At 72.0% G+C, this 26,058-nt stretch carries 3 protein-coding genes; all 3 read right to left on the bottom strand.

The genetic code is table 11. The features are described from left to right. Positions 1 to 5: 5 nt before the first annotated feature. Positions 6 to 14,186 (bottom strand): type I polyketide synthase, encoded by a 14,181-nt coding sequence (locus RMN57_RS06225; RefSeq protein ID WP_313762361.1) that lies wholly within the window; start codon positions 14,184 to 14,186, stop codon positions 6 to 8. 54 nt (positions 14,187 to 14,240) lie between these two features. Next, complete coding sequence (locus RMN57_RS06220) at positions 14,241 to 19,217, bottom strand: type I polyketide synthase (protein ID WP_396327988.1); 4,977 nt, start codon at positions 19,215 to 19,217, stop codon at positions 14,241 to 14,243. A 113-nt stretch (positions 19,218 to 19,330) separates the two neighbouring features. Then, positions 19,331 to 26,020: an SDR family NAD(P)-dependent oxidoreductase gene (locus tag RMN57_RS06215; RefSeq protein WP_396327987.1), complete on the bottom strand. Its 6,690-nt coding sequence runs from the start codon at positions 26,018 to 26,020 to the stop codon at positions 19,331 to 19,333. Positions 26,021 to 26,058: the final 38 nt, after the last annotated feature.

The following is a 26,058-nucleotide window of genomic DNA, read 5'->3' as shown; positions in this document are numbered from 1 at the left end:
GCTGGTCAGGACTGGTCGTCGTCGCCGAGGGCCATCTGGACGAGCCCTGCGATATCCATGGTTGCGATCAGAGCCGCCTCGTCGGCGGGTTCGGGATTCTCGGGCTCGGTGTGTTGCGGGCCGGCCAGCCGCAGCAATGCCTCCATCAGGCCCGCCTCCCTGATCCGGGCCACGGGGATGGCCGCGATGGTCCGCCGCAGTGCCGCCTCGTCAGCGGCCGGTGCACCGGCGAAGGCGCCGTCGGCGGTCTCCTCGGGCAGCAGCTCGGCCAGCAGGTATCCGGCGAGCGCTTGCGGTGTCGGGTAGTCGAAGGTGAGGGTCGCCGGGAGCCGGAGCCCGGTTTCCGCGCTGAGCCGGTTGCGCAGTTCGACGGCGATCAGCGAGTCGAGCCCGAGCTCGCCCAGCGGGCGGTCGGGCACGACCGCCAACGGGTTGGCGTGCCCGAAGGCCGTGGCGATCTGCGCCGACACGAAGGTGAGCGCGGCCTTGTCGCGGTCGGATCCGGACACCCCGGCCAGGCGTCGCCTGAGCGCCTCGCCCGCGCCCGGAGCGGGCGCGGACCCGCCTCCGGCCGCGGAGCGCACCGGCACCCGGACGAGGCCCCGCAGTAGCAGCGGCACCGCCGCCGCACCCTGGGCCCGGACCTTCGCCGTGTCCAGCCGCATCGCCACGACCAGGGGCTGGTCGGTGGCGCGTGCCGCGTCGAAGAACCTCAGCCCTTCCTCCGTGGAGAGCGGCGCCATGCCGGCCCGGGACATCCGGCTCAGATCCGCGTCGCCGAGGTGGGCCGTGATGCCGCTGGTTTCAGCCCACAGCCCCCAGGCCACCGAGGTGGCCGGCAGCCCCAGGGCGTGCCGGTGCTGGGCCAGCGCGTCCAGCGCGGTGTTCGCCAGCGCGTAGTTGCCCTGGCCGGGGCCGCCGAAGGTGGCCGCCGCGGAGGAGAACAGGACGAAAGCGGCGAGGTCGTACTCCCGCGTGAGGTCGTGCAGATGGAACGCGGAGTCACCCTTGGGGGCCAGCACACCGTCCACCCGGTCGGGGGTGAGCGACTCCAGCACGGCGTCGTCGACCGCACCCGCCGTGTGGATCACCCCGGTGAGCGGGTGCTCGGCCGGGATGCCGGCCAGCAGGCGAGCCACGGCGGGTCGGTCCGCGATGTCGCAGGCCACGACGGTGACCTCGGCTCCCAGACCGGTCAGCTCCGAGGACAGGTCGGCGGCGCCCGGGGCGTCGGGTCCCCGCCGGCTGGTCAGCAGCAGGTGCCGCACACCGTGCCGCGTCACCAGGTGCCGTGCCACGTGCGCGCCCAGGGTCCCGGTGCCACCGGTGACCAGCACCGTGCCGTCCGGCGCGAAACCGGTGCCCGTCGCCCCGGATCCCGCGGCCTCCGCGGAGTCGGTGCCCGGGGCAGGAGCGGAAGCCACCCGCTCCAGGCGGGGGACGAGCGCGGCGTCCCGGCGGATGGCGAGTTGCGGCTCGCCCAGGTCGAGCGCCACGCCGAGGGCCGAGCGACGCAGCACCGCGGCATCACCGGACACGTCGCGGACCCCGACGGCGTCCACGTCCAGCAGCGTCACCCGCCCCGGGTGCTCAGACTGGGCGGAGCGCACCAGCCCCCACAGCGGGGCCTGCACCAGGTTGGCGAGCGGGTCGTCGTCACCGGTGCTGACGGCGCCCCGGGTGACCACGACCAGCCGGGTGTCGGCCAGGCGCTCGTCCGCCAGCCACCGCTGGAGCACGTGGAGCAGGCCGTGGGCGGCCTCGCGCACCGCGGCGGCGGTGGCGGGCGAGTCGAGCGCCTCCGTGCGACCGACCGCCGTCGGGGTGCCGTAACCCGTGTACGGGAGGAGGACCACGTCGGGCGCGGCGGCACCCGCCGAGAGCGCGTCCAGCAGCCCGTCGAGACCCGCGTGACGCTCGACCCGCGCGTCGCCGTCCGCCTCGTCGATCCGCAGACCCGACGGGTGGTCGTCGGGTTCGACGACCGCCCAGAGCCCCTCGTCCGCACCTTCGGCGTCGGCCTGCAGAGGGTTCCACGCCACCCGGTACAACCAGTCGCGTCCGGCCGCGCGCGCACCCTCCAGCTGCTGAGCCGAGACCGGACGCGTCATCAGGGACTCCACCGAGGCCACCGGAGCCCCCAAGGCGTCGGTGACCGCCAGGCGCACCGCGTTCTCCCCGGCCGGGGACAGCCGCACGCGCAGTTCGGCGGCACCCGCGGCGTGCAGGGTCACACCGCCCCAGGAGAACGGCAGACGTGCCTGACCCGAAGCGCGTTCCGCCTCGGACAGGAACGGGCCGAAACCCACCGCGTGCAAGGCGGCGTCCAGCAGCGCCGGGTGCAGCCCGAACGCCCCCGCATCAGCCCGGCGCCCGTGGGAGGACGCCGGGGCGTTCGGCAGGGCCAGTTCGGCGAACACCTCCTTGTCGGTGCGCCAGACCGCGCGCAGCCCCTGGAAGATCGGACCGTACTCCAGACCGGCCTCGGCCAGCCGTTCGTACATCCCGTCGATGTCCACCGGCTCTGCGTCCGAGGGGGGCCAGGCACCGGCCCACGCGGTCGGCGTACCCCGGTCTCCCGGGGCCAGCGCACCGCCGGCATGGCGGGTCCACGGCTGATCCGGGGCGGCGTCGTCGGGCCGCGAGTACAGGGCCACCGACCGCTGGCCGGACTGCTCGGCCGGCCCAACCGACAACTGGATCTGCACGGCCTCGCCTTCGGGCAGCACCAGGGGCGCTTCGATGGTGAGCTCGTCCAGGCGGTCGCAGCCCACCTCGCCCCCGGCGTGCAGGGCGAGTTCGACGAAGGCGGTGCCGGGCAGCAGGACCGAGCCCATGACGGTGTGGTCGGCCAGCCAGGGGTGGGTGCGTGGGGACAGTCGGCCGGTGAACAGGTGGCCGCCGTCGGCCAGGTTCACCGCCGCGCCGAGCAGCGGATGAGTGGTGGTGGTCAGTCCCAGAGCGGTCGCGTCGCCGGGTGTGGTGGGGGTGTCGAGCCAGTAGCGGTGGTGTTGGAAGGGGTAGGTGGGGAGGTTGGTGTGGGTGGTGGGTGTGTGGTTGAGGGTGGTGGTCCAGGTGAGGGGGGTGGTGTGGGTGTGGAGGTGGGCGAGGGCGGTGAGGAGGGTGTGGGTTTCGTTGCGGTTGTTGTGGAGGGTGGGGATGGTGTGGGTGGTGTCGGGGGTGTGGGGGGTGAGGGTGGGGTGGGGTCCGAGTTCGAGGTAGGTGGTGACGTTGTGGTGGTGGGTGAGGGTGGTGATGGCTTGGGCGAATTGGACGGTGTTGCGGAGTTGTTGGGCCCAGTAGGTGGGGTCGGTGAGTTGTTGGGTGGTGGCGGGGTGTCCGGTGAGGTTGGAGATGAGGGGGATGCGGGGTGGGTGGTAGGTGAGGGTGGCGGCGGTGTGGGTGAGTTGGGTGAGGGCGCTGTCCATGGCGGGGGAGTGGAAGGCGTGGCTGACGTTGAGGGTTTTGGTTTTGCGGCCTTGGTTTTCGAAGTGGGTGGCGATGGTGTGGAGGGTGTGGGGGTCGCCGGAGAGGACGAGGTTGGTGGGGCTGTTGATGGCGGCGATGCTGACGTGGTGGTGGTGGCCGTCGAGGTGGGGGCGGATTTCGTCTTCGGTGGCCTGGATGGCGGTCATGGTGCCGCCGGTGGGGGCGGCTTGCATGAGTTGGGCTCGGGTGGCGACGAGGGTGACGGCGTCGGTGAGGTCGAGGACGCCGGCGAGGTGGGCGGCGGTGAGTTCGCCGATGGAGTGGCCGAGGAGGTAGTCGGGGGTGAGGCCGAAGGTTTCGATGAGTCGGAAGAGTGCGACTTCGAGGGTGAAGAGGGCGGGTTGGGCGTAGCCGGTCTGGTGGAGGAGGGTGGCTTCGTGGGTGTCGGGGTCGGCGAAGACGAGGCTTTTGAGTGGCCGGTCGAGGTGGGTGTCGAAGAGGGCGCATGTCTGGTCGAAGGCTTCGGCGAAGACGGGGAAGCGTGTGTACAGCTCGCGTCCCATGCCGGCTCGTTGAGCGCCCTGACCGGTGAACAGGAAGGCGGTGCGCCCGCTCGTTGAGGTCGTGTGGCCGCGGATGATGTTCGGGTGGGTGTCCCCGGTTGCGAGGGCTCGTAGGCGGGTGAGGAAGTCGTCGCGGTGGTCGGCGAGGACGACCGCTCGGTGGTCGAATGTTGCCCGTTCCGCGGCCAGCGACCAGGCCACGTCGGCGAGATCGAGTTCGGGGTTGGTCTCGATGTGGCTGTGCAGGCGTTCGGCCTGGGCGCGCAGTGCGGCGTCCGTCTTCCCCGACAGCACCCACGGCACCAGGCCCGTGGCGGGAGTCGCCCCCTCCACCGGAGCCGGTGTCTCCACGGCCGGCGCCTGCTCCAGGATCACGTGCGCGTTGGTCCCGCTCATGCCGAAGGAGGAGACACCCGCCCTGCGGGGCCGTCCGGTCTCCGGCCAGGGGGTCTCCTCGGTGAGGAGGGAGACGCTGTCGTCGGTCCAGTCGACGTGTGGTGTCGGCTCGTCGACGTGCAGGGTGCGGGGGAGGATGCCGTGGCGCATGGCCATGACCATCTTGATGACGCCGGCGACGCCGGCTGCGGCCTGGGTGTGGCCGATGTTGGACTTGAGCGAGCCCAGCCACAGAGGTTGGTCCCTGGTGTGCTCCTGGCCGTAGGTGGCGAGGAGCGCCTGTGCCTCGATCGGGTCGCCCAGCCTGGTGCCGGTGCCGTGCGCCTCGACCGCGTCGATGTCGGCCGCGGACAGCCGTGCGTTGGCGAGTGCCTGGCGGATGACGCGTTGCTGCGACGGACCGTTGGGTGCGGTGAGGCCGTTGCTGGCGCCGTCCTGGTTGACGGCCGAACCCCGGACGACTGCCAGCACCCGGTGCCCGTGGCGCTGTGCGTCGGAGAGCCGCTCGACCAGCAGCATGCCCACGCCCTCACCCCAGCCCGTGCCGTCGGCCGCCGCGGCGAACGGCTTGCACCGCCCGTCCGCCGCCAGCGCCCGCTGCCGGCTGAATTCCACGAACGCGGCCGGTGTGGACATCACCAGCACGCCACCGACCAGCGCCGCCGAGCACTCGCCCTGCCGTAGCGCCTGCGCGGCCAGGTGCAGCGCCACCAGCGACGACGAGCACGCCGTGTCGACCGTGACCGCCGGCCCCTCCAGGCCGAACGAGAACGCGAGACGGCCGGACATCACACTGGCCGCGCCCCCGGTACCCAGGTGTCCCTCGGAGCTGTCCGCCGCGCCGAGCAGCAGGGCGCCGTAGTCCTGGCCGTTCGTGCCGACGAACACCCCGGTCCGGCTGCCCCGCAGCGTCACCGGGTCGATCCCGGCACGCTCGAACACCTCCCAGGACGTCTCCAGCAGCAACCGCTGTTGCGGATCCATGGTCAGTGCCTCACGCGGCGAGATCCCGAAGAACCCGGCATCGAAATCGGCCGCCTCGTGGAGGAAGCCACCCTCCTGCGTGTAGCTCGTGCCGCTACGTTCGGGATCGGGGTCGTACAGCTCGGTGAGATCCCAGCCGCGGTTCGTCGGGAACATGGACACCGCGTCGGTGCCGTCGAGGACGAGCCTCCACAGGTCCTCGGGGGAGTTCACGTCCCCGGGGAACCGGCAGCTCATCCCCACGATCGCGATCGGGTCGTCATCCGTGCCCCTGACCGCCGCCGGTGCCTGTGCGTCGCCGCGTGCCTTGGCACCCAGCACTTCTGCGCGCAGGTGTCCGGCCAGCAGGGCGGGGGTCGGGTAGTCGAAGACCAGGGTCGCGGGAAGCGCCAGCCCGGTGGCGGCCGTCAGCTGGTTGCGAAGTTCCACGGCGGTGAGCGAGTCGAAGCCCGACTCCCGGAAACTGCGCTCCGGTTCGACCGTGTCCGGCGAGGCATGGCTGAGCACCGCGGCCACATGGCCGCGCACCAGGTCCAGCAGGACGTCGTCCTGCCGGGCCGGCGGAAGGTCCGACAGCCGGTCCAGCAGCGCCTGGGTGGCTCCGGAGGACACCTCGGGGATCGAGTGGCGGGCCAGCGGAGTACCGAGCCAGTAGCGGTGGTGTTGGAAGGGGTAGGTGGGGAGGTTGGTGTGGGTGGTGGGTGTGTGGTTGAGGGTGGTGGTCCAGGTGAGGGGGGTGGTGTGGGTGTGGGCTTGGGCGAGGGCGGTGAGGAGGGTGTGGGTTTCGTTGCGGTTGTTGTGGAGGGTGGGGATGGTGTGGGTGGTGTCGGGGGTGTGGGGGGTGAGGGTGGGGTGGGGTCCGAGTTCGAGGTAGGTGGTGACGTTGTGGTGGTGGGTGAGGGTGGTGATGGCTTGGGCGAATTGGACGGTGTTGCGGAGTTGTTGGGCCCAGTAGGTGGGGTCGGTGAGTTGTTGGGTGGTGGCGGGGTGTCCGGTGAGGTTGGAGATGAGGGGGATGCGGGGTGGGTGGTAGGTGAGGGTGGTGGCGGTGTGGGTGAGTTGGGTGAGGGCGCTGTCCATGGCGGGGGAGTGGAAGGCGTGGCTGACGTTGAGGGTTTTGGTTTTGCGGCCTTGGTTTTCGAAGTGGGTGGCGATGGTGTGGAGGGTGTGGGGGTCGCCGGAGAGGACGAGGTTGGTGGGGCTGTTGATGGCGGCGATGCTGACGTGGTGGTGGTGGCCGTCGAGGTGGGGGCGGATTTCGTCTTCGGTGGCTTGGATGGCGGTCATGGTGCCGCCGGTGGGGGCGGCTTGCATGAGTTGGGCTCGGGTGGCGACGAGGGTGACGGCGTCGGTGAGGTTGAGGACGCCGGCGAGGTGGGCGGCGGTGAGTTCGCCGATGGAGTGGCCGAGGAGGTAGTCGGGGGTGAGGCCGAAGGTTTCGATGAGTCGGAAGAGTGCGACTTCGAGGGTGAACAGGGCGGGTTGGGCGTAGCCGGTCTGGTGGAGGAGGGTGGCTTCGTGGGTGTCGGGGTCGGCGAAGACGAGGGTTTTGAGTGGGCGGTCGAGGTGGGTGTCGAAGAGGGCGCATGTGTGGTCGAAGGCTTCGGCGAAGACGGGGAAGCGTGTGTACAGCTCGCGTCCCATGCCGGCTCGTTGGGCGCCCTGACCGGTGAACAGGAAGGCGGTTTTGCCGGGGGTGGTGGTGTCCTTGGTGAGGCCGGGGGCGGGCTCGCCGTCGGCGAGGGCCTGTAGGCGGGTGAGGAAGTCGTCGCGGTGGTCGGCGAGGACGACCGCTCGGTGGTCGAACGTTGCCCGTTCCATTGCCAGCGACCAGGCCACGTCGGCGAGATCGAGTTCGGGGTTGGTCTCGATGTGGCTGTGTAGGCGTTCGGCCTGGGCGCGCAGTGCGGCGTCGGTCTTGCCGGACAGCACCCACGGCACCAGGCCCGTGGCGGGAGTCGCCCCCTCCACCGGATCCGGTGCCTCGACCAGCGGTGCCTGCTCCAGGATCACGTGCGCGTTGGTCCCACTGATGCCGAAGGAGGAGATGCCGGCCCGGCGCGGTGCACCCGTCTGGGGCCAGGGGGTCTCCTCGGTGAGGAGGGAGACGGCGCCGCTGGTCCAGTCGACGTGTGGTGTCGGTTCGTCGACGTGCAGGGTGCGGGGGAGGATGCCGTGGCGCATGGCCATGACCATCTTGATGACGCCGGCGACGCCGGCGGCGGCCTGGGTGTGGCCGATGTTGGCTTTGAGGGAGCCGAGCCACAGCGGCCGGTCCTCCGCGCGTTCCTGGCCGTAGGTGGCCAGCAGCGCCTGAGCCTCTATCGGGTCGCCGAGCGTCGTACCGGTGCCGTGGCCCTCGACGGCGTCGACATCGGTCGCGCTGAGCCCTGCGTTGGCGAGCGCTCGCCGGATGACGCGTTGCTGCGACGGACCGTTGGGGGCGGTGAGGCCGTTGCTGGCGCCGTCCTGGTTGACGGCCGAACCCCGGACGACGGCCAGCACCCGGTGCCCGTGGCGCTGTGCGTCGGAGAGCCGCTCGATCAGCAGCATGCCCACGCCCTCGCCCCAGCCGGTGCCGTCGGCGGCCGCGGCGAACGGCTTGCACCGCCCGTCCGCCGCCAGCCCCCGCTGCCGACTGAACTCCACGAACGAGATCGGACTCGGCATCACCGAGACACCACCGACCAACGCCAGGTCGCACTCGCCCTGCCGCAGCGCCTGCGCGGCCAGGTGCAGCGCCACCAGCGACGACGAGCACGCCGTGTCGACCGTGACCGCCGGCCCCTCCAGGCCGAGCGTGTAGGCGATGCGGCCGGACATGACACTGGCCGCGTTGCCGGTCAGGGCATAGCCCTCGATCCCCTCCGGCCCGCCGGGCAGCAGCGCGGCGTAGTCCTGGGACGACGCCCCGGCGAAGACCCCGACCTGCTGTCCCCGGACTGACGCCGGGTCGATCCCGGCCCGCTCGAACACCTCCCAGGACGTCTCCAGCAGCAACCGCTGCTGCGGATCCATCGCCAGCGCCTCACGCGGCGAGATCCCGAAGAACCCGGCATCGAACTGCGCAGCTTCGTACAGGAAACCGCCCTCGCGCACATAGCTCGAACCCGGGCGGTCGGGATCCGGGTCGTACAACCGCTCCAGGTCCCAGCCACGGTCCGTCGGGAAGCCGGAGACGGCGTCCTGTCCCTCGTGCACGAGCCGCCACAGGGCCTCGGGGGAGTCCGCGCCGCCGGGGAACCGGCAGCTCATCCCCACGATCACGATCGGATCCTCGCCCGTGGTCGGAGCCGGGCCCCGCGTCGGCGACGGCCCCGCCGACCGCACCGCCCCGGCGTCCGCCCCCAGGACCTCCACCATGAGGTGACGGGAGAGCACCTCGGGCGTCGGGTAGTCGAAGACCAGAGTGGCCGGAAGCCGCAGCCCGGTCAGGGAGTTGAGGCGGTTGCGCAGCTCCACGGCGGTCAGCGAGTCGAACCCGAGCTCCCGGAACGGCCGTCCGGCCGCCACCGACTCGGCACCCGTGTGGCCGAGTACCGCGGCCACCTGGGCCCGTACCAGATCCAGCAGCAGACCCGAGCGGTCCGAATCCGTCCGGCCCAGCAGTCGCTGTCGCAGCTGGGAAGCGGCGGCCTGCGAGCCGGACTCGACCGCTCGACGTGCCGGTGCTCGGACCAACCCGCGCAACAGTGCAGGGAGTTGACCGGAACGCGCCTGGGCGTGCAAGCCCCCGAGATCGATGCGCACCGGCGCCACGACGGCGTCGTCGAGGGCCAGCGCGGTGTCGAACAGCGCCAGCCCCTCCTCGGTGGACAGCCCAGTCACACCGCCGCGCGACATCCGCCGCACGTCGGTGTCGCCCAACGCGCCGGTCAGCGCGCTGCGGTCGGACCAGAAACCCCAGGCGAGCGAGTGCGCAGGCAGGCCCTGGGCCCGGCGCTGCTCCGCCAGGGCGTCCAGCAGGGTGTTCGCCGCGGCGTAGTTGCCCTGCCCGGGGGCGCCCAGCACGCCGGAGAACGACGAGAACAGCACGAACGCGGACAGCTCCGAGTCCCGCGTCAGCTCGTGGAGATGGAGGGCCGCGTCCGCCTTGGCCGCGAGCACCCGGTCGAGCCGCTCGGGCGTCAGACTCTCGACGGTGCCGTCGTCCACTGCCGCCGCGGCGTGGACGACGGCGGTGAGCGGACGGTCGGCCGGCACGTCGGCCAGGAGCCGGGCCAGCGCCGCACGATCCGCCACGTCGCACGCCGCGATCGTGACGAAGGCTCCCAGACCGGTCAGCTCGTCCTGCAACGCCGACGCCCCCGGGGCCTGCGGTCCGCGCCGACCGGTGAGCAGCAGGTGGCGGACCCCATGGCGCCGGACGAGGTGACGCGCCAGATGCGCGCCGAGCACACCGGTACCTCCCGTGATGAGAACCGTCCCCCCGGCTGCGAAGCCGGGCGCCTCGCGGTCACCGTCCGCCGCCGCCACCTGCTGGAGGCGGGCGACCGACAACCGGCCGCCCCGCAACGCGAACTGGGGCTCGTCGGCGCCCAGCACCGCGGCGAGCACGGCGCCGGACAGCGTGACCGCGGTGTCGGTGTCGGTGTCGACGGCAGGGTCGGCCCCGACGTCCAGAAGCGTCAGGCGCTGCGGATTCTCCGACTGCGCGGACCGCGCCAGACCCCACAACGGTGCGTGCACGAGGTCGGTGAGGGAATCGGTCGACCCGGTCTTCACCGCGCCGCGCGTGAGCACCACCAGGCGGGTGTCCCGTAGCCGGTCATCGCCCAGCCAGCCCTGGAGTGTCGTCAGCAGGTGCTGTGCGACGCCATGCACAGCCGTCGCGGTGTCGGCCGAGTCGCCGCCGGCCGCGTGCGGCGACCCGAGGAAGGGAAGCACGATCACGTCGGGCACGTCGCTGCCGCCCGCCGCCAGTGCCTCGGCCAGCGCGGTCAGATCGGCGTAGCGGTCGACCTGCTCCAGGCCTTCGAGCCGCAGCAGGCCCGTGGCCGAGCTGGAGTCCGCGTCCGAGTCCGCGTCCGACGCTGCATTGGTGCGGCTCTCCAGAATGGCCAGCCGGCCTACCGCCCCCGCGACGGGCACCCCGGCATCGAGCGGCGCGAGCTGCGCCGGCGTCCACACCGTCCGAAACAGCGACTCGCCACGCCTGCTGGGCACGCCCGCCAGCTGCTCCTCCGAAACGGGCCGCAGCACGAGCGAGTCGGCCGAGGCCACCGGCTCCCCGGTGTGATCCGCGACGGCGACCCGGACTGCGCCCTCGCCCACCGGCGACAGCCGGACACGCAGTGAGGAAGCACCCGTGGCGTACAGCGACACGCCGGTCCAGGAGAACGGCAGCCCGACCTGCCGCGCCCCCTCCGCGGCGCGCAGCCCGAGGGCGTGCAGCGCCGAGTCGAGCAGCGCCGGGTGCAGGCCGAAGCGCGTGGCCTCGTCGAGCTCCGCTTCGGGCAGGCCGACCTCGGCGAAGACGTCCTCGCCCAGCTGCCATGCCGCCCGCAGCCCCTGGAATACCGGCCCGTAGCCGTAGCCGGTCTCGGTAAGCCGCTCGTACAGGGTGTCCACGGGGAGCGCTACCGCGCCCTCCGGAGGCCAGACGGTGAGGTCGAACGAGGGAGCGGGAGCGTTGCCGGCCAGGACGCCACTGGCATGGCGGATCCACTCGCCGCCACCAGGCCCTGTACCGTCCTCCGCCCGGGAGAACACCGTCAGCGGACGGCGGCCGGTCTCGTCGGCTCCACCGATCGAGAGCTGGAGCTGAAGGCCGCCGGCCTCCGGGATGACCAGGGGTGCCTCCAGCGTCAGCTCGTCGACGTGCTCACACCCGACCTGGTCACCAGCCCGGATCGCCAGCTCGACGAAAGCCGTTCCGGGCAGCAGCACCGTGCCCAGCACGCCGTGATCGGCAAGCCAGGGATGGGTGGAGAGCGACAGCCTGCCGGTCAGCAGCACGCCGTCGGCATCGGCCAGCCCGACCGCGGCACCGAGCAGTGGGTGGTCGGCGGAGCTCAGTCCGATGGCGGCGACATCACCCAGAGCGGAGTTGGAATGGTCGAGCCAGTAGTGCTGGTGCTGGAAGGCGTAGGTGGGCAGGGCGAGGTGATCGGTGTGGGGTTGGAGGTTGAGGGTGGTCCAGGTGGGGGTGGTGCCGTGGGTGTGGGCTTGGGCGAGGGAGGTGAGGAAGCGGGTGGGGCCGGGTTCGTCGCGGCGCAGGGTTCCGATGGCGGCGGTGGTGGTGTTGGTGGTGTTCTCGATGGTGTCTTGGATGGGGGTGGTGAGGACGGGGTGGGGGCTGGTTTCGATGTAGAGGGTGTGGCCGTCGTGGAGTAGCGCGGTCAGGGTGGGGTGGAAGCGGACGGTTTCGCGCAGGTTGGTGTACCAGTACTCGGTGGTGAGTTCGCGGGTGTCGAGAAGGGTGCCGGTGACGGTGGAGTAGAAGGGGATGGTCGAGGTCTGGGGTGTGATGTCGGCGAGGAGGGTGGTGAGTTCGTCGTGGAGTTCTTCGACGTGGGTGCTGTGGGAGGCGTAGTCGACGGGGATGGTGCGGGTGTGGATGCCGTCGCTTTCGCAGGTGGTGAGGAAGTCGTGGAGCGCGGTGGTGTCGCCTGAGATGACGGTGGAGGTGGGGCCGTTGAGGGCGGCGACGGACAGGCCGGGCCAGGCCGTGAGTCGTTCGGTGACCTGGTCCTGCGGCAGCGCCACGTGTCCCATGCCGCCCTTGCCGGTGATGCGGGTGATGGCCTGGCTGCGCAGGGCGGCGATGCGGGCCGCCTCTTCCAGGGTGAGGGCGCCGGCGATGTGGGCGGCGGCGATTTCGCCCTGGCTGTGCCCGATGACGGCGGAGGGTTCGATGCCGTGGGCCTGCCAGAGGCGGGCGAGGGAGACCATGACGGCGAAGAGGACGGGTTGGACGACGTCGACGCGGTCCATCGATGCCGCCCCGGGCAGGCCGCGGAGGACGTCGGTGAGTCGCCAGTCGGTGTGCGGGGCGAGGGCGCGTTCGCAGGCCTCGATGTGCTGGCGGAACGCCGGGGAGACGTCCAGCAGGTCGAGGGCCATGCCGGCCCATTGGGAGCCCTGGCCGGGGAAGACGAACACCGCCCGCCCGTCCAGGCTGCCCCTGGTGCCGCGTATCACGCTGGGTGTGTCCTGGCCGTCGGCGAGTGCCGCCAGCCCGGCCATCATGTCCTGGTGACTCGCTCCGAGGATGACGGCGCGGTGGTCGAAGTGGGTGCGGCCGGTGGCCAGCGACCAGCCGACCTCACCCAGCCCCACCTGCTCCTCGGCATGCGAGGTGAGGAAGTCCCGCAACCGGCCGGCCTGCGCCCGTAGGGCCGTGTCCGACTTCCCGGACAGTGTCCACGGCACCAACTCGGCACCCACCAGCGGCTCGGCCGTAGGAGTGGCAGCGGCGGAGTCCACGTCCGGCGCCTGCTCGATGATGACGTGCGCGTTGGTCCCACTGCCACCGAAGGACGACACCCCGGCCCGGCGCGGCTCGCCCGTTTCCGGCCAGGGCGTCTGCTCGGTCAGCAGCGACACGGCTCCGGTAGTCCAGTCCACATGCGGCGTCGGCTCGTTCACGTGCAGGGTGCGCGGCAGCACCCCGTGCCGGATCGCCATCACCGTCTTGATCACACCCGCCACACCGGAAGCCGCCTGGTTGTGACCGATGTTGGATTTGAGGGAGCCGAGCCACAGCGGCCGGCCCTCGGCGCGTTCCTGGCCGTAGGTGGCCAGCAGCGCCTGTGCCTCGATCGGGTCGCCCAGCGTGGTGCCGGTGCCGTGGGCCTCCACCGCGTCGATCTGGGCCGCGGTCAGCCCGGCGTTGACGAGCGCCTGGCGGATGACCCGCTGCTGTGCCGGCCCGTTCGGAGCGGTGAGCCCGTTGCTGGCGCCGTCCTGGTTGATGGCGGAGCCGCGGATCACCGCCAGCACCTGGTGCCCGTTGCGGCGGGCGTCGGAGAGCCGCTCCAGCAGCAGGACACCGACGCCTTCGGACCAGCCGGTTCCGTCCGCGTCGGCGGAGAACGCCTTGCACCGGCCGTCCGCCGACAGCCCGCGCTGCCGGCTGAACTCGACGAAGGATCCGAGGTTGGACATCACGGCCACACCGCCGACCAACGCCATGGCGCAGTCGTCCTGGCGCAGCGACTGGCAGGCCAGGTGCAGCGCCACCAGCGACGACGAGCACATCGTGTCGACGGTGACCGCGGGCCCCTCCAAGCCGAAGGTGTAGGCGACGCGGCCGGAGAGCACCGCTCCCGAACCACCCGTCAGCAGGTGGCCCTCGACCTCCTCGGGCACGGACGCCAGACCCGTTCCGTACGCCTGCGGGGACGCCCCGACGAAGACTCCCGCCCGGACCCCGCGCATGGCCTCCGGGTTCAGCCCGGCCCTCTCGAACGCCTCCCACGACGCCTCCAGCAGTACCCGCTGCTGCGGATCCATCGCGACCGCCTCACGCGGCGAGATCCCGAAGAAGTCCGCGTCGAACCCGGCGGCGTCGCGCAGGAATCCGCCCCCGCGTGCGTAGAAGGTGCCGGCCCGGCCGGGGTCGGGGTCGTAGAGGCCGGCCACGTCCCAGCCGCGGTCCGTGGGGAAGTCGGCGACGGCGTCCCGGCCGTCGCGGACCAGCTCCCACAGTCCCTCGGGTGACTCCACGTCACCCGGATAGCGGCAGCTCATCGCGACGATGGCGATGGGCTCCTGATCGGCCTCGGCGAGCTCCCGCAGACGCTCGCGGGTGTCGTGCAGGTCGGCCGTCACCAGCTTCAGGTATTCGCGCAACGTCTCTTCGTTGGCCATGGCAGGACTCCCCGTGTTCTCTCTGATCTGGTTCGGTGGTGCGTGCGCGAAGATTCAGGATCGGCCGAGCTGTTGGTTGATGAATGCGAGAAGCTCGTCGTCGTCCGCCGACTGGATCATCTCCTTGGTCCCGGCGGAACCGGAGCGGGCCGACGTCTCGTCGAGGCGCGACAGCAGGGCCTTCAACCGCTTGGCGACGGTGGCCCGGGACAGGCCGTCCAGAGCCCCTCCGACCAGCGTCTCCTCCAGCCGGTCGAGCTGGTCGGGCAGGGGCAGGGCGGCCGCCGCGCCGTCCTGGACCAGCTCGGTGCGCAGGTACTGCGCCAACATGCGCGGTGACGGGTGGTCGAACGCCAGCGTGCTGGGCAGTCGCAGGCCGGTGGCGGCGTTGAGCCGATTGCGTAGGCTGACGGCGGTCAGCGAGTCGAAGCCCAGGTCGCGGAAGGCCCGGCCCGGGTCGATCGCCTCGCCCGCCGTGTGCCCCAGCGCCGCCGCGACGTGGTGCCGTACCAGGTCCACCAGGATCCGCTCCCGTTCCGCCTCTGAGGACGTCGCGAGCTGCTGCGCCAGCGCCGAACCGGCGGCCGACGGGTCGGTACCGTCCACTGCCACCGCCGTCTCGTCCAGGACCCGCCGGACCTGGGGGATGTCTTCGATCAAGGGACGGGGACGTCCCGAGGAGAAGGCGGGAGCGAAGCGTGCCCAGTCGATGTCGGCAACGGTCAGCGTCGTCTCGTCGTGGGCGAGCGCGCGGTGCAGCGCCGTGACGGCCAGCTCCGGCGACATCGCCCGTACCCCGCGCCGCTCCAACTGCTCCTCGCCCGCACCCGAGACCATCCCGCCGCCGCCCCACAGCCCCCAGGCCACCGAGGTCGCGGTCAGTCCGGCAGCCCGGCGGCGCTGGGCCAGCGCGTCCAGGTGGGCGTTGGCCGCGGCGTACGCGCCGTGGCCGCCGCTGCCCCAGACGCCGGAGTTCGACGAGAACAGCACAAAGGCGTCCAACGGCCTTCCCTGGTCGAAGAGTTCTGCCAGGCTCTCGGCACCCGCGGCCTTCGCCGCCAGCGTGTCGGCCAGATCGGCGACGGTGGTCTCGGACAGTGGCGCCGCCGTGAGGGTCCCCGCGGCGTGGAAGACCGAACGCACCGGTGTCCCCCGACCCTCCAGGTCCGCGACCAGCCGCTTCAGCGCCGCCCGGTCGGCGACGTCGCAGGCCGCGAACGTGACCTGCGCGCCCAGCGCGGTGAGCTCCGCCGCCAGCTCCCCGGCCCCGGCCGCTTCAGGGCCCCGGCGACTGGTCAGCACGACGTGCTCGGCACCGCCGCGCACCAGCCAGCGAGCCACGTGCGCCCCCACCGCCCCGGTGCCGCCGGTGATCAGCGCCGTACCCCGTGGCCGCCACTCCCGCCCGACCGTGGAACCACCGGTACCGGCCGGGACCAGCCGCCGCACGAACACGCCCGAGGGGCGCACGGCCAGCTGGTCCTCGTGGCCCGAAGCCGTGAGCGCCCCTGCCATCCGGGCCAGGGCACGCTCGTCCAGGGTGTCGGGCAGGTCCAGCAACCCGCCCCAGCTCTGCGGATGCTCCAGCCCCACGATCCGGCCCAGGCCCCACACCTGCGCCTGTAGCGCGCTCGCGAGCACATCGGTGACACCCACCGACACGGCGCCCCGGGTGACCAGCCACAGTGGCGACTCGGCGGCGGTGTCGCGCAGCGCTTGCACCAGTGCCAGGGTCGCGGCCACGCCGGCGGGAACCGTCGGGTGGTCCGGATGCGGTGACTCGTCCAGCGCAAGGAGGGAGAACACCCCGCCGACGGTCCCGGCTCCGGCACCCCTGACCACGTCGCCCAGGCGCGCCGCGAGGTCCGTACGCAGCACCGCTGAGGCGTCAAGCTCCAGCACGGCCACCCGCGCGCCGCGGTCGTTCAGAGCGCCAACGCACGCCGCCACCCAGGGGTCGGAGGCCAACGCGGACGGTACCGCGACCAGCCATGTGCCAGACAGCCTGGTCTCATTGCCGTAGTCGGGCCCCTGGTTCCAGACGATCCGGTACCGCCAGGAAGCAACCGTTGACTCCTCGACCCGATCGCTGCGCCAGGACGACAGGACGGGCAGGACTGCGCTCAGCGCGCTCTTCTCGTTCTCGGCCCCGACTCCCAGCGTGCGCACGAGCTCGTCGAGGTCCTGGTGCTCCACCGCCGTCCAGAATGTCGCATCGACGGGATCGGCTGCACCCGGACCGACCATGGATGCGGCGGTCTCGGGCCAGTACTTCCGCTGTTGGAAGGGGTAGGTGGGCAGGTCGACATGACGATCGATCAGGTTGAGCGCCGTCCAGGTGACGGCGGCGCCGTGGGCGTGCGCCTCGGCGAGGGAGGTGAGGAAGCGGGTGGGGCCGGGTTCGTCGCGGCGCAGGGTTCCGACGACCGCCCCGCCGGTGGCGGTGGCGGTGGCGGTGGTGTCGATGGTGTCTTGGGTGGGGGTGGTGAGGACGGGGTGGGGGCTGGTTTCGATGTAGAGGGTGTGGCCGTCGTCGAGTAGCGCGGTCAGGGTGGGGTGGAAGCGGACGGTCTCGCGCAGGTTGGTGTACCAGTACTCGGCGGTGAGTTCGCGGGTGTCGAGCAGGCCGCCGGTGACGGTGGAGTAGAACGGAACGGCCGACGCCCGCGGCGTGACGTCGCCGAGGAGGGTGGTGAGTTCGTCGCGGAGTTCCTCGACGTGGGTGCTGTGGGAGGCGTAGTCGACGGGGATGGTGCGGGCCTGCACCCCGTCCGTCTCGCACGCCGTGATGAACTCCTGGAGCGCGGTGGCGTCGCCCGAGATGACGGTGGAGGTGGGGCCGTTGAGGGCGGCGACGGACAGGCCGGGCCAGGCCGTGAGTCGTTCGGTGACCTGGTCCTGCGGCAGCGCCACGTGTCCCATGCCGCCCTTGCCGGTGATGCGGGTGATGGCCTGGCTGCGTAGGGCGGCGATGCGGGCGGCGTCGTTGAGGGTGAGGGCGCCGGCGATGTGGGCTGCGGCGATTTCGCCCTGGCTGTGGCCGATGACGGCGGAGGGTTCGATGCCGTGGGCCTGCCAGAGGCGGGCGAGGGAGACCATAACGGCGAAGAGGACGGGTTGGACGACGTCGACGCGGTCCATTGACGGGGCCCCGGGCAGGCCGCGGAGGACGTCGGTGAGTCGCCAGTCGGTGTGCGGGGCGAGGGCGCGCTCGCAGGCTTCGATGTGCTGGCGGAACGCCGGGGAGACGTCCAGCAGGTCGAGGGCCATGCCGGCCCATTGGGAGCCCTGGCCGGGGAAGACGAACACCGCCCGCCCGTCCTGGCTGCTCCTGGTGCCGCGTATCACGCTGGGTGTGTCGTGGCCGTCGGCGAGTGCCGTCAGCCCGGCCATCATGTCCTGGTGACTCGCTCCGAGGATGACGGCGCGGTGGTCGAAGTGGGTGCGGCTGGTGGCCAGCGACCAGCCGACCTCACCCAGCCCCACCTGCTCCTCGGCATGCGAGGTGAGGAACTCCCGCAACCGGCCGGCCTGCGCCCGCAGTGCCGCGTCCGACTTCCCGGACAGCGTCCACGGTACCAGGGCGGTGGTGATCAGAGGCGCCGCCTCGGGCCGGTCGGCCTGGGCATCGTCGTCCTGGCTCTGTGGTGCCTGCTCGATGATGACGTGGGCATTGGTCCCGCTCATGCCGAAGGACGACACCCCGGCCCGGCGCGGCTTGCCCGTTTCCGGCCAGGGGGTTTCTTCGGTGAGGAGGGAGACTGCGCCGCCGGTCCAGTCGATGTGCGGCGAAGGATCGTTCACGTGCAGGGTGCGCGGCAGCACCCCGTGCCGGATCGCCATCACCGTCTTGATCACACCCGCCACACCGGAAGCCGCCTGGGTGTGGCCGATGTTGGACTTCACCGAGCCGAGCCACAGCGGGCGTTCGGCGGGTCGCTGCCTGCCGTACACCGCCGTGAGCGCCTGCACCTCGATCGGATCACCCAGCGAGGTGCCGGTGCCGTGCGCCTCCACCGCGTCGACGTGCTCCGCCGACAGCCGTGCCCGGGTCAGGGCCTGGCGGATGACCTGCTGTTGAGCGGAACTGCTGGGCGCGGTAAGGCCGTTGCTGGCACCGTCCTGGTTGACGGCCGAACCGCGGATCACCGCCAACACCTCGTGCCCGTGACGCTGCGCGTCGGAGAGCCGCTCCAACAGCAGCATCCCGGCTCCCTCGGCGAAGCCGAAGCCGTCCGCGTCGGCGGAGAACGCCTTGCACCGGCCGTCCGCCGACAGCCCGCGCTGCCGGCTGAACTCGACGAACGACTGGAGGGAGGACAGGACGGTCGCGCCTCCGGCGAGCGCCAGGGAGCACTCGCCCTGACGCAGGGCCTGACAGGCCAGGTGCAGCGCCACCAGCGACGACGAGCACGCCGTATCGACCGAGAACGCAGGCCCCTGGAAGCCGAAGGTGTAGGAGATGCGGCCGGACGCGACGCTGGTCGCAGTGCCGGTGACCAGGTGGCCCTCCAACTCCTCGCGCGCGGGTGAGGTCTCGGCGTCGTAACCGGAGAAGAAGGTCCCCACGAACACGCCGGTATCACTGTCCCGCAGCGATGCCGGGTCCAGGCCCGCGCGCTCGAACGTCTCCCAGGAGGTCTCCAGCAGCAGCCGCTGCTGCGGATCCATCGCCAACGCCTCACGCGGGCTGATCCCGAAGAAGTCGGCGTCGAAGGCATCGGCGTCGTGCAGGAAACCGCCCGCCCGGGAGTAGAACGTGCCAGGGGCGTCGGGATCCGCGTCGTACAGCCCGTCGACGTCCCAGCCGCGGTTCCTCGGCAGGTCCGAGACGGCCTCGCCACCGGAGGAGACGAGTCGCCACAGGTCCTCGGGGGAGCGGACGCCCCCCGGGTACCGGCAGCCCATGCCCACGACGGCGATCGGCTCCCGCTCCCTGGCCTCCATGTCGCGCAGCCGGCCGCTGACCTCGTGGAGGTCGGCGGTCACCCGCCTGAGGTAGTCGCGGAGCTTGTCTTCGTTCGCCATCAGTCTGTCACCTGTTCGAATCCATGAGGGGGAGTGGTCAGAGGAGCCGCATCCGGCCCCGGGCCGGGCCGGCGCCCTGAGGCCCGGGCCGGGCCTCAGGGCGCCGAGAGGCTCCGTCAGGACGTGCCGAACTCGTCGATGAAGGCGAAGAGTTCGTCGTCCGATGCCGACTGGAGCCGCGCGGACACCGGTTGGGCGGCGCCCTCCGGCGCCGCCGCGGCCTCGGTCCACAGCGAGACGAGGGACTTCAACCGGCCCGTGACGGCCGAGCGCGCCTCGGCATCGGGCGCGATCGCGGCCAGCTCCTCGGGCGAACAGGACGCCAGGACCGCCTCCAGCCGACCGATCTCCTCCAGCAGACCGGCGGACGCGGCACCGAAGCCGGCGGTCTCCGGAGCGATCTCGGTCCGAAGCCGGCGGGCCAGCGCCCCCGGCGTGGGATGGTCGAAAACGAGCGTCGCCGGCAGCCGCAGCCCGCTGACCCTGTTGAGCCGGTTGCGCAGCTCCACCGCGGTCAGCGAGTCGAACCCGAACTCCTTGAACGAACGCTGCCCGTCGACCCCGTCGGCGGAGGAATGGCCGAGCACCGCCGCGATGTGGCCCAGGACCTCGCGCAGCACCACCCGCTCCTGCTCCGCCTCCGGCAGCCCCGCCAGCCGCTGCCCCAGCGACGGCCCGTCCGACCCGGCTGCCGCACCCCCCGCGGCGCGCCGCGCCGGGGCACGGACCAGACCCCGCAGCAGGGAGGGCACCGAAGCCTCGTCGGACCGGGGCCCGCCGTCCGCCAGCCGGAGTGCGACGGAGAGCGGATGCGGCGTGGCGAGTGCGGCGTCGAGGAGCGCGAGCCCCTCGTCCGTGGCCAGCGGGGCCATGCCGGCGCGGGTCATGCGGTGGATGTCGGTGTCGTTGAGGTGGCCGGTCATCGCGCTGCTCTCGGCCCAGAGGCCCCAGGCGATGGAGGTGGCGGGCAGGCCTTGGGCGTGGCGGTGGTGGGCGAGGGCGTCGAGGTAGGCGTTGGCGGCGGCGTAGTTGGCTTGTCCGGTGGCGCCGAGGATGCCGGAGGCGGAGGAGAAGAGGATGAAGTGGTCGAGGGGGAGGTGACGGGTGAGGTGGTGGAGGTGGACGGCGGTGTCGACCTTGGGGGTGAGCGCGCGGGCGAGGTGCTCCGGTGTCTGCCGGGTGAGGACCGCGTCCTGGAGCGCGCCGGCGGCGTGGACGACGGTGCTGAGCGGGTGCCGGTCCGGGACGGCGTCCAGCAGGCGGCCCAGGGCCTCGGGGTCGGCGGTGTCACAGGCGGCGATGGTGACGGTGGCGCCGAGTGCGGTGAGTTCGGCGTGGAGTTCGGTGGCACCGGCGGCGTCGGGCCCCGACCGGCTGACCAGCACCAGGTGCCGGGCGCCGTGGTCGGTGACGAGGTGCCGCGCCACCAGACCGCCCAGGACGCCCGTCCCGCCCGTGATCAGCACCGTCCCGTCGGGGTTCACCGGCGCCGGGACGGTCAGCACCATCTTGCCGACGTGCCGTGCCTGGCTCAGATGGCGGAACGCCTCCGGAGCCCGCCGGACGTCCCACACCGTGATCGGCAGAGGCTGGAGAACGCCCTGCTCGAACAGGCCGAACACCTCGGTGAGCATCTCCCCGATCCGTTCCGGACCAGCCTCGACCAGGTCGAAGGCCCGGTACGACACACCGGGGTGCACGGCCGCGACCTCCCCCGGCACCCGGATGTCGGTCTTGCCCATCTCGATGAACCGCCCGCCCGGAGCGAGCAGCCGCAAGGACGCGTCGACGAACTCCCGGGCCAGCGAATCCAGCACCACGTCGACCCCGCGACCCCGCGTGACCGCACCGAACGCTTCCTCGAAGCCCAGGTCGCGCGAGGACGCGATGTGGTCGTCGTCCAACCCCATCGCACGCAGCGTGTCCCACTTGCCCGAACTCGCCGTGCCGAACACCTCGGCACCCCAGTACCGGGCCAGCTGCACCGCCGCCATTCCCACACCGCCGGCCGCCGCATGCACCAGCACCGACTCCCCGGCCCGCAGCCCGCCCAGGTCGCGCAGGCCGAAGTACGCGGTCAGGAACACCACCGGAACCGCCGCCGCCTCGGTGTACGACCAACCCGCCGGCATCGGCACCACCATCCGGTGATCCGTCACCGCCACGGTGCCGAAGCCGCCCGCGAGTAGCCCCACCACCTGGTCTCCGGGGGCGAGACGGGTCACCCCCGGCCCCACCTCCAGCACGACCCCGGCGGCCTCGCTGCCCATCAGCGCCGTCGCGTCCGGGTACATTCCGAGCGCGATCAGCACGTCACGGAAGTTCAGCCCGCTCGCCCGTACGGAGATCCGCACCTGCCCCTCGGCCAGTGGCTCGTCCACCGACGGACAGGGCACCAGTGCCAGATTCTCCAGCGTCCCCGGACCGTCGACCTCCAGCCGCCACGGGGACGCACCGGCGGGAGCCGCCAGCGCCCTCCCGACCTGGGAGGACCACGCCAGCCGAGGCACCCGGGCGACACCCTCGCGGATCACCAGCTGCGCATGCTCGGCGGCCAAGGCGGCGGGCAGTGCCGCGGGCAGCGACCGCCAGGACGCCTCCTCGCCGTCGACGTCCAACAGCACGAACCGGTCCGGGTTCTCCGACTGGGCGCTGCGCAGCAGACCCCACAGCGGGGCCTGCGCCAGGTCGACCGGAACGGCGGGCCCACCCACGGCCTCCGCGACCGACACGGCGCCGCGCGTGACGACGACCAGACGGGAGGAGGCGAGCGCCTCCACACCGGCACCGGACAGCCAGTACTGAACATCGGCCAGCGCCCGCCGCGTCACGGAGTGGACGGCGGCGATCTCGCGCAGGGCCGACTCCCCGGCCGACTCCCCGTCGGCGCCCGCCCCGGCCTCGGGGGCCCAGGACACGAACACCGCCGTCGGCGCCGGCACACCGGAAGCCACCGCCGCACCGAGCGCCTCCAGACTCCCGTACCCGGCCACCGGGACGGCTGCCGCCGCCAGGGACCCGGCCAGCCCCGGGGCGTCGGAGCCCACCACGGCCCACGACCCGGGAGCCACCGACGGCGCGGCCCCGGTGGACAACACGCTCCAGTCCAGCTGAAGCAACGACCGGTCGTTCGCGGCGCGGGCACCGTCCAGCTGGGCCGCCGACACGGGGCGCAGGACCAGCGAGTCGACCGAGGCGACCGGCTGCCCGCCCGGGTCGGCGACGGTCAGCGAGACCGTGTCCTCCCCGGCCGGCGACAGCCTGACCCGAAGCGCGGTCGCACCGGTCGCGTGCAGGGAGACACCGCTCCAGGAGAACGGCAGGCCCACGCCGCCGCGCCCGGCGCCCTCGACCAGGCCGAGGGCGTGCAGCGCCGCGTCGAGCAGCGCGGGGTGCAGTCCGAACCTCGCGGCCGCGGCATGGTCGTCCTCGGCCAGGGCTACCTCGGCGAAGATCTCCTCGCCCAGGCGCCACGCGGCCCGCAGCCCACGGAAGGCGGGACCGTACGCATACCCGCGTGCGGCGAGCTCCGGATACACGCCCTCCACGGGGACCGGGGTCGCCCCGGCCGGAGGCCAGGACCGCAGGTCCGCAGGTGCCGGGTCCCGTCCGTCGTCGGGCAGCAGCGTGCCGCTGGCGTTGCGCACCCAGGGCTGCTGCGCGGCGGACGTGCCGCCCTCCGGACGTGAGTACACGGCCAGCGCACGACGGCCGGCCGCGTCCGCCTCGCCCAGGGACAGCTGAAGCTGAACCTCGCTCTCCCGCGAGAGCACCAGCGGTGCCTCCAGCGTCAGCTCCTCGACCCGCCCGCAGCCGACCTCGTCACCCGCCCGGATCGCCAGCTCGACGAAGGCCGTCCCGGGCAGCAGCACCGAGTCCAGCACGGCGTGATCCGCGAGCCAGGGCTGGGCCCGCAGCGACAGCTGCCCGGTGAACAGCATCCCGTCCGCCTCGGCCAACCCGACGGCTGCGCCGAGCAGGGGATGCCCGACGGCACCCAGCCCTGCCGACGATACGTCCCCGAGCGTCCCGGCCGCCGTCTCGGGCCAGTAGTGCTGGTGTTGGAAGGGGTAGGTGGGCAGGGCGATGTGACGAGTAGTCAGGTTGAGGGTGGTCCAGGTGGGGGTGGTGCCGTGGGTGTGGGCTTGGGCGAGGGAGGTGAGGAAGCGGGTGGGGCCGGGTTCGTCGCGGCGCAGGGTTCCGACGACCGCCCCGCCGGTGTCGGTGGTGGTGGTGGTGGTGGTGTCGATGGTGTCTTGGGTGGGGGTGGTGAGGACGGGGTGGGGGCTGGTTTCGATGTAGAGGGTGTGGCCGTCGTGGAGTAGTGCGGTCAGGGTGGGGTGGAAGCGGACGGTTTCGCGGAGGTTGGTGTACCAGTACTCGGTGGTGAGTTGGCGGGTGTCGAGAAGGGTGCCGGTGACGGTGGAGTAGAAGGGGATGGTCGACGCCTGGGGTGTGATGTCGGCGAGGAGGGTGGTGAGTTCGTTGCGGAGTTCTTCGACGTGGGTGCTGTGGGAGGCGTAGTCGACGGGGATGGTGCGGGCCCGCACCCCGTCCGTCTCGCACGCCGTGATGAACTCCTGGAGCGCGGTGGTGTCGCCCGAGATGACGGTCGAGGTGGGGCCGTTGACGGCGGCGACGGACAGGCCGGGCCACGCCGTGAGTCGTTCGGTGACCTGGTCCTGCGGCAGCGCCACGTGTCCCATGCCGCCCTTGCCGGCGATGCGGGTGATGGCCTGGCTGCGTAGGGCGGCGATGCGGGCCGCCTCGTCCAGGGTGAGGGCGCCGGCGATGTGGGCGGCGGCGATTTCGCCCTGGCTGTGCCCGATGACGGCGGAGGGTTCGATGCCGTGGGCCTGCCAGAGGCGGGCGAGGGAGACCATGACGGCGAAGAGGACGGGTTGGACGACGTCGACGCGGTCCATTGACGGGGCCCCGGGCAGGCCGCGGAGGACGTCGGTGAGTCGCCAGTCGGTGTGGGGGGCGAGGGCGCGCTCGCAGGCTTCGATGTGCTGGCGGAAGATCGGGGTGGTGTCGAGCAGGTCGAGGGCCATGCCGGCCCATTGGGAGCCCTGGCCGGGGAAGACGAACACCGCCCGCCCGTCCTGGCTGCTCCTGGTGCCGCGTATCACGCTGGGTGTGTCCTGGCCGTCGGCGAGTGCCGCCAGCCCGGCCATCATGTCCTGGTGACTCGCTCCGAGGATGACGGCGCGGTGGTCGAAATGGGTGCGGCCGGTGGCCAGCGACCAGCCGACCTCACCCAGCCCCACCTGCTCCTCGGCATGCGAGGTGAGGAACTCCCGCAACCGCCCGGCCTGGGCGCGGAGGGCCGTGTCAGTGCGTCCTGACAGCACCCACGGCACCAGGGCGGTGGTGATCAGAGGTTCGGTCGCTGTGGTGGAAGGGTCGGTGTCCGGGTCCGGCGCCTGTTCGATGATGACGTGGGCGTTGGTGCCGCTGACGCCGAAGGAGGAGATGCCGGCTCGGCGCGGTTCGCCGGTTTGGGGCCAGGGTGTCTGTTCGGTGAGGAGGGAGACGGCGCCGCTGGTCCAGTCGATGTGGGGGGAGGGTTCGTCGGCGTGGAGGGTGCGGGGGAGGATGCCGTGGCGTATGGCCATGACCATTTTGATGATGCCGCCGACGCCGGCTGCGGCCTGGGTGTGGCCGATGTTGGATTTGAGGGAGCCGAGCCAGAGTGGTTGGTCGGGGGTGTGGTGTTTGCCGTAGGTGGCGAGGAGTGCTTGTGCCTCGATGGGGTCGCCGAGGGTGGTGCCGGTGCCGTGGGCTTCGACGGCGTCGATCTGGGCTGCGGTCAGTCCGGCGTTGGTGAGGGCGTGGTGGATGACGCGTTGTTGGGAGGGGCCGTTGGGGGCGGTGAGGACGCTGCTGGCGCCGTCTTGGTTGATGGCTGAGCCGCGGATGACGGCGAGGATGTGGTGTCCGTTGCGTTGGGCGTCGGTGAGGCGTTCGAGGAGGAGCATGCCGGCGCCTTCGGACCAGCCGGTGCCGTCGGCGTGGGCGGAGAAGGATTTGCAGCGGCCGTTGGTGGCGAGGCCGCGTTGGCGGCTGAATTCGATGAAGACGCCGGGGGTGGCCATGACGGTGACGCCGCCGGCGAGGGCGAGGGTGCAGTCGCCTTGGCGGAGGGCTTGGGTGGCGAGGTGGAGGGCGACGAGGGAGGAGGAGCAGGCGGTGTCGATGGTGACGGCGGGGCCTTCGAGGCCGAGGGTGTAGGAGATGCGGCCGGAGGCGATGCTGCCGGAGTTGCCGGTGCCGAGGAGTCCTTCGACGTCGTCGGGGACGTGGTTGAGGAGTTGGACGTAGTCGTGGTACATGACGCCGGTGTAGACGGCGGTGCGGGTGCCGCGGAGGTGGGTGGGGTCGATGCCGGCGTGTTCGAGGGTTTCCCAGGTGGTTTCGAGGAGGAGGCGTTGTTGGGAGTCCATGGCGAGGGCTTCGCGGGGGGAGATGCCGAAGAAGTCGGCGTCGAAGTGGGTGGCGTTGTGGAGGAAGCCGCCTTCGCGGGTGTAGCTGGTGCCGGGGGTGTCGGGGTCGGGGTTGTAGAGGGTGTCGGTGTTCCAGCCGCGGTTGGTGGGGAAGGGGGTGATGGCGTCGTGTCCGGTGGCGACGAGGTTCCACAGGTCGTCGGGGGAGCCGACTCCGCCGGGGTAGCGGCACCCCATTCCGACGATCGCGATCGGCTCCCGCGACGAGGACTGGACCTCGGTCAGTTGCTGACGGGTCTGGTGCAGCTCGCCCGTCACCCACTTCAGGTGCTCAAGAAGCTTTTCTTCGTTACCCATCAGAACGTCCCCCATGGTGAAATGCCGACAACTACCGGTCG

The sequence above is a fragment of the Kitasatospora sp. CM 4170 genome (assembly GCF_032110285.1).
Classification (GTDB): Bacteria; Actinomycetota; Actinomycetes; order Streptomycetales; family Streptomycetaceae; genus Kitasatospora; species Kitasatospora aburaviensis.
The sequence above is the reverse complement of the archived record's forward strand: the minus strand, read 5'-3'. Positions and strand labels throughout refer to the sequence as shown.

What these genes read in the sequence shown, in the direction of transcription:
- RMN57_RS06225 (WP_313762361.1), bottom strand. Translation starts at nt 14,186, where the DNA reads ATGGCCAACGAAGAGACGTTGCGCGAATACCTGAAGCTGGTGACGGCC.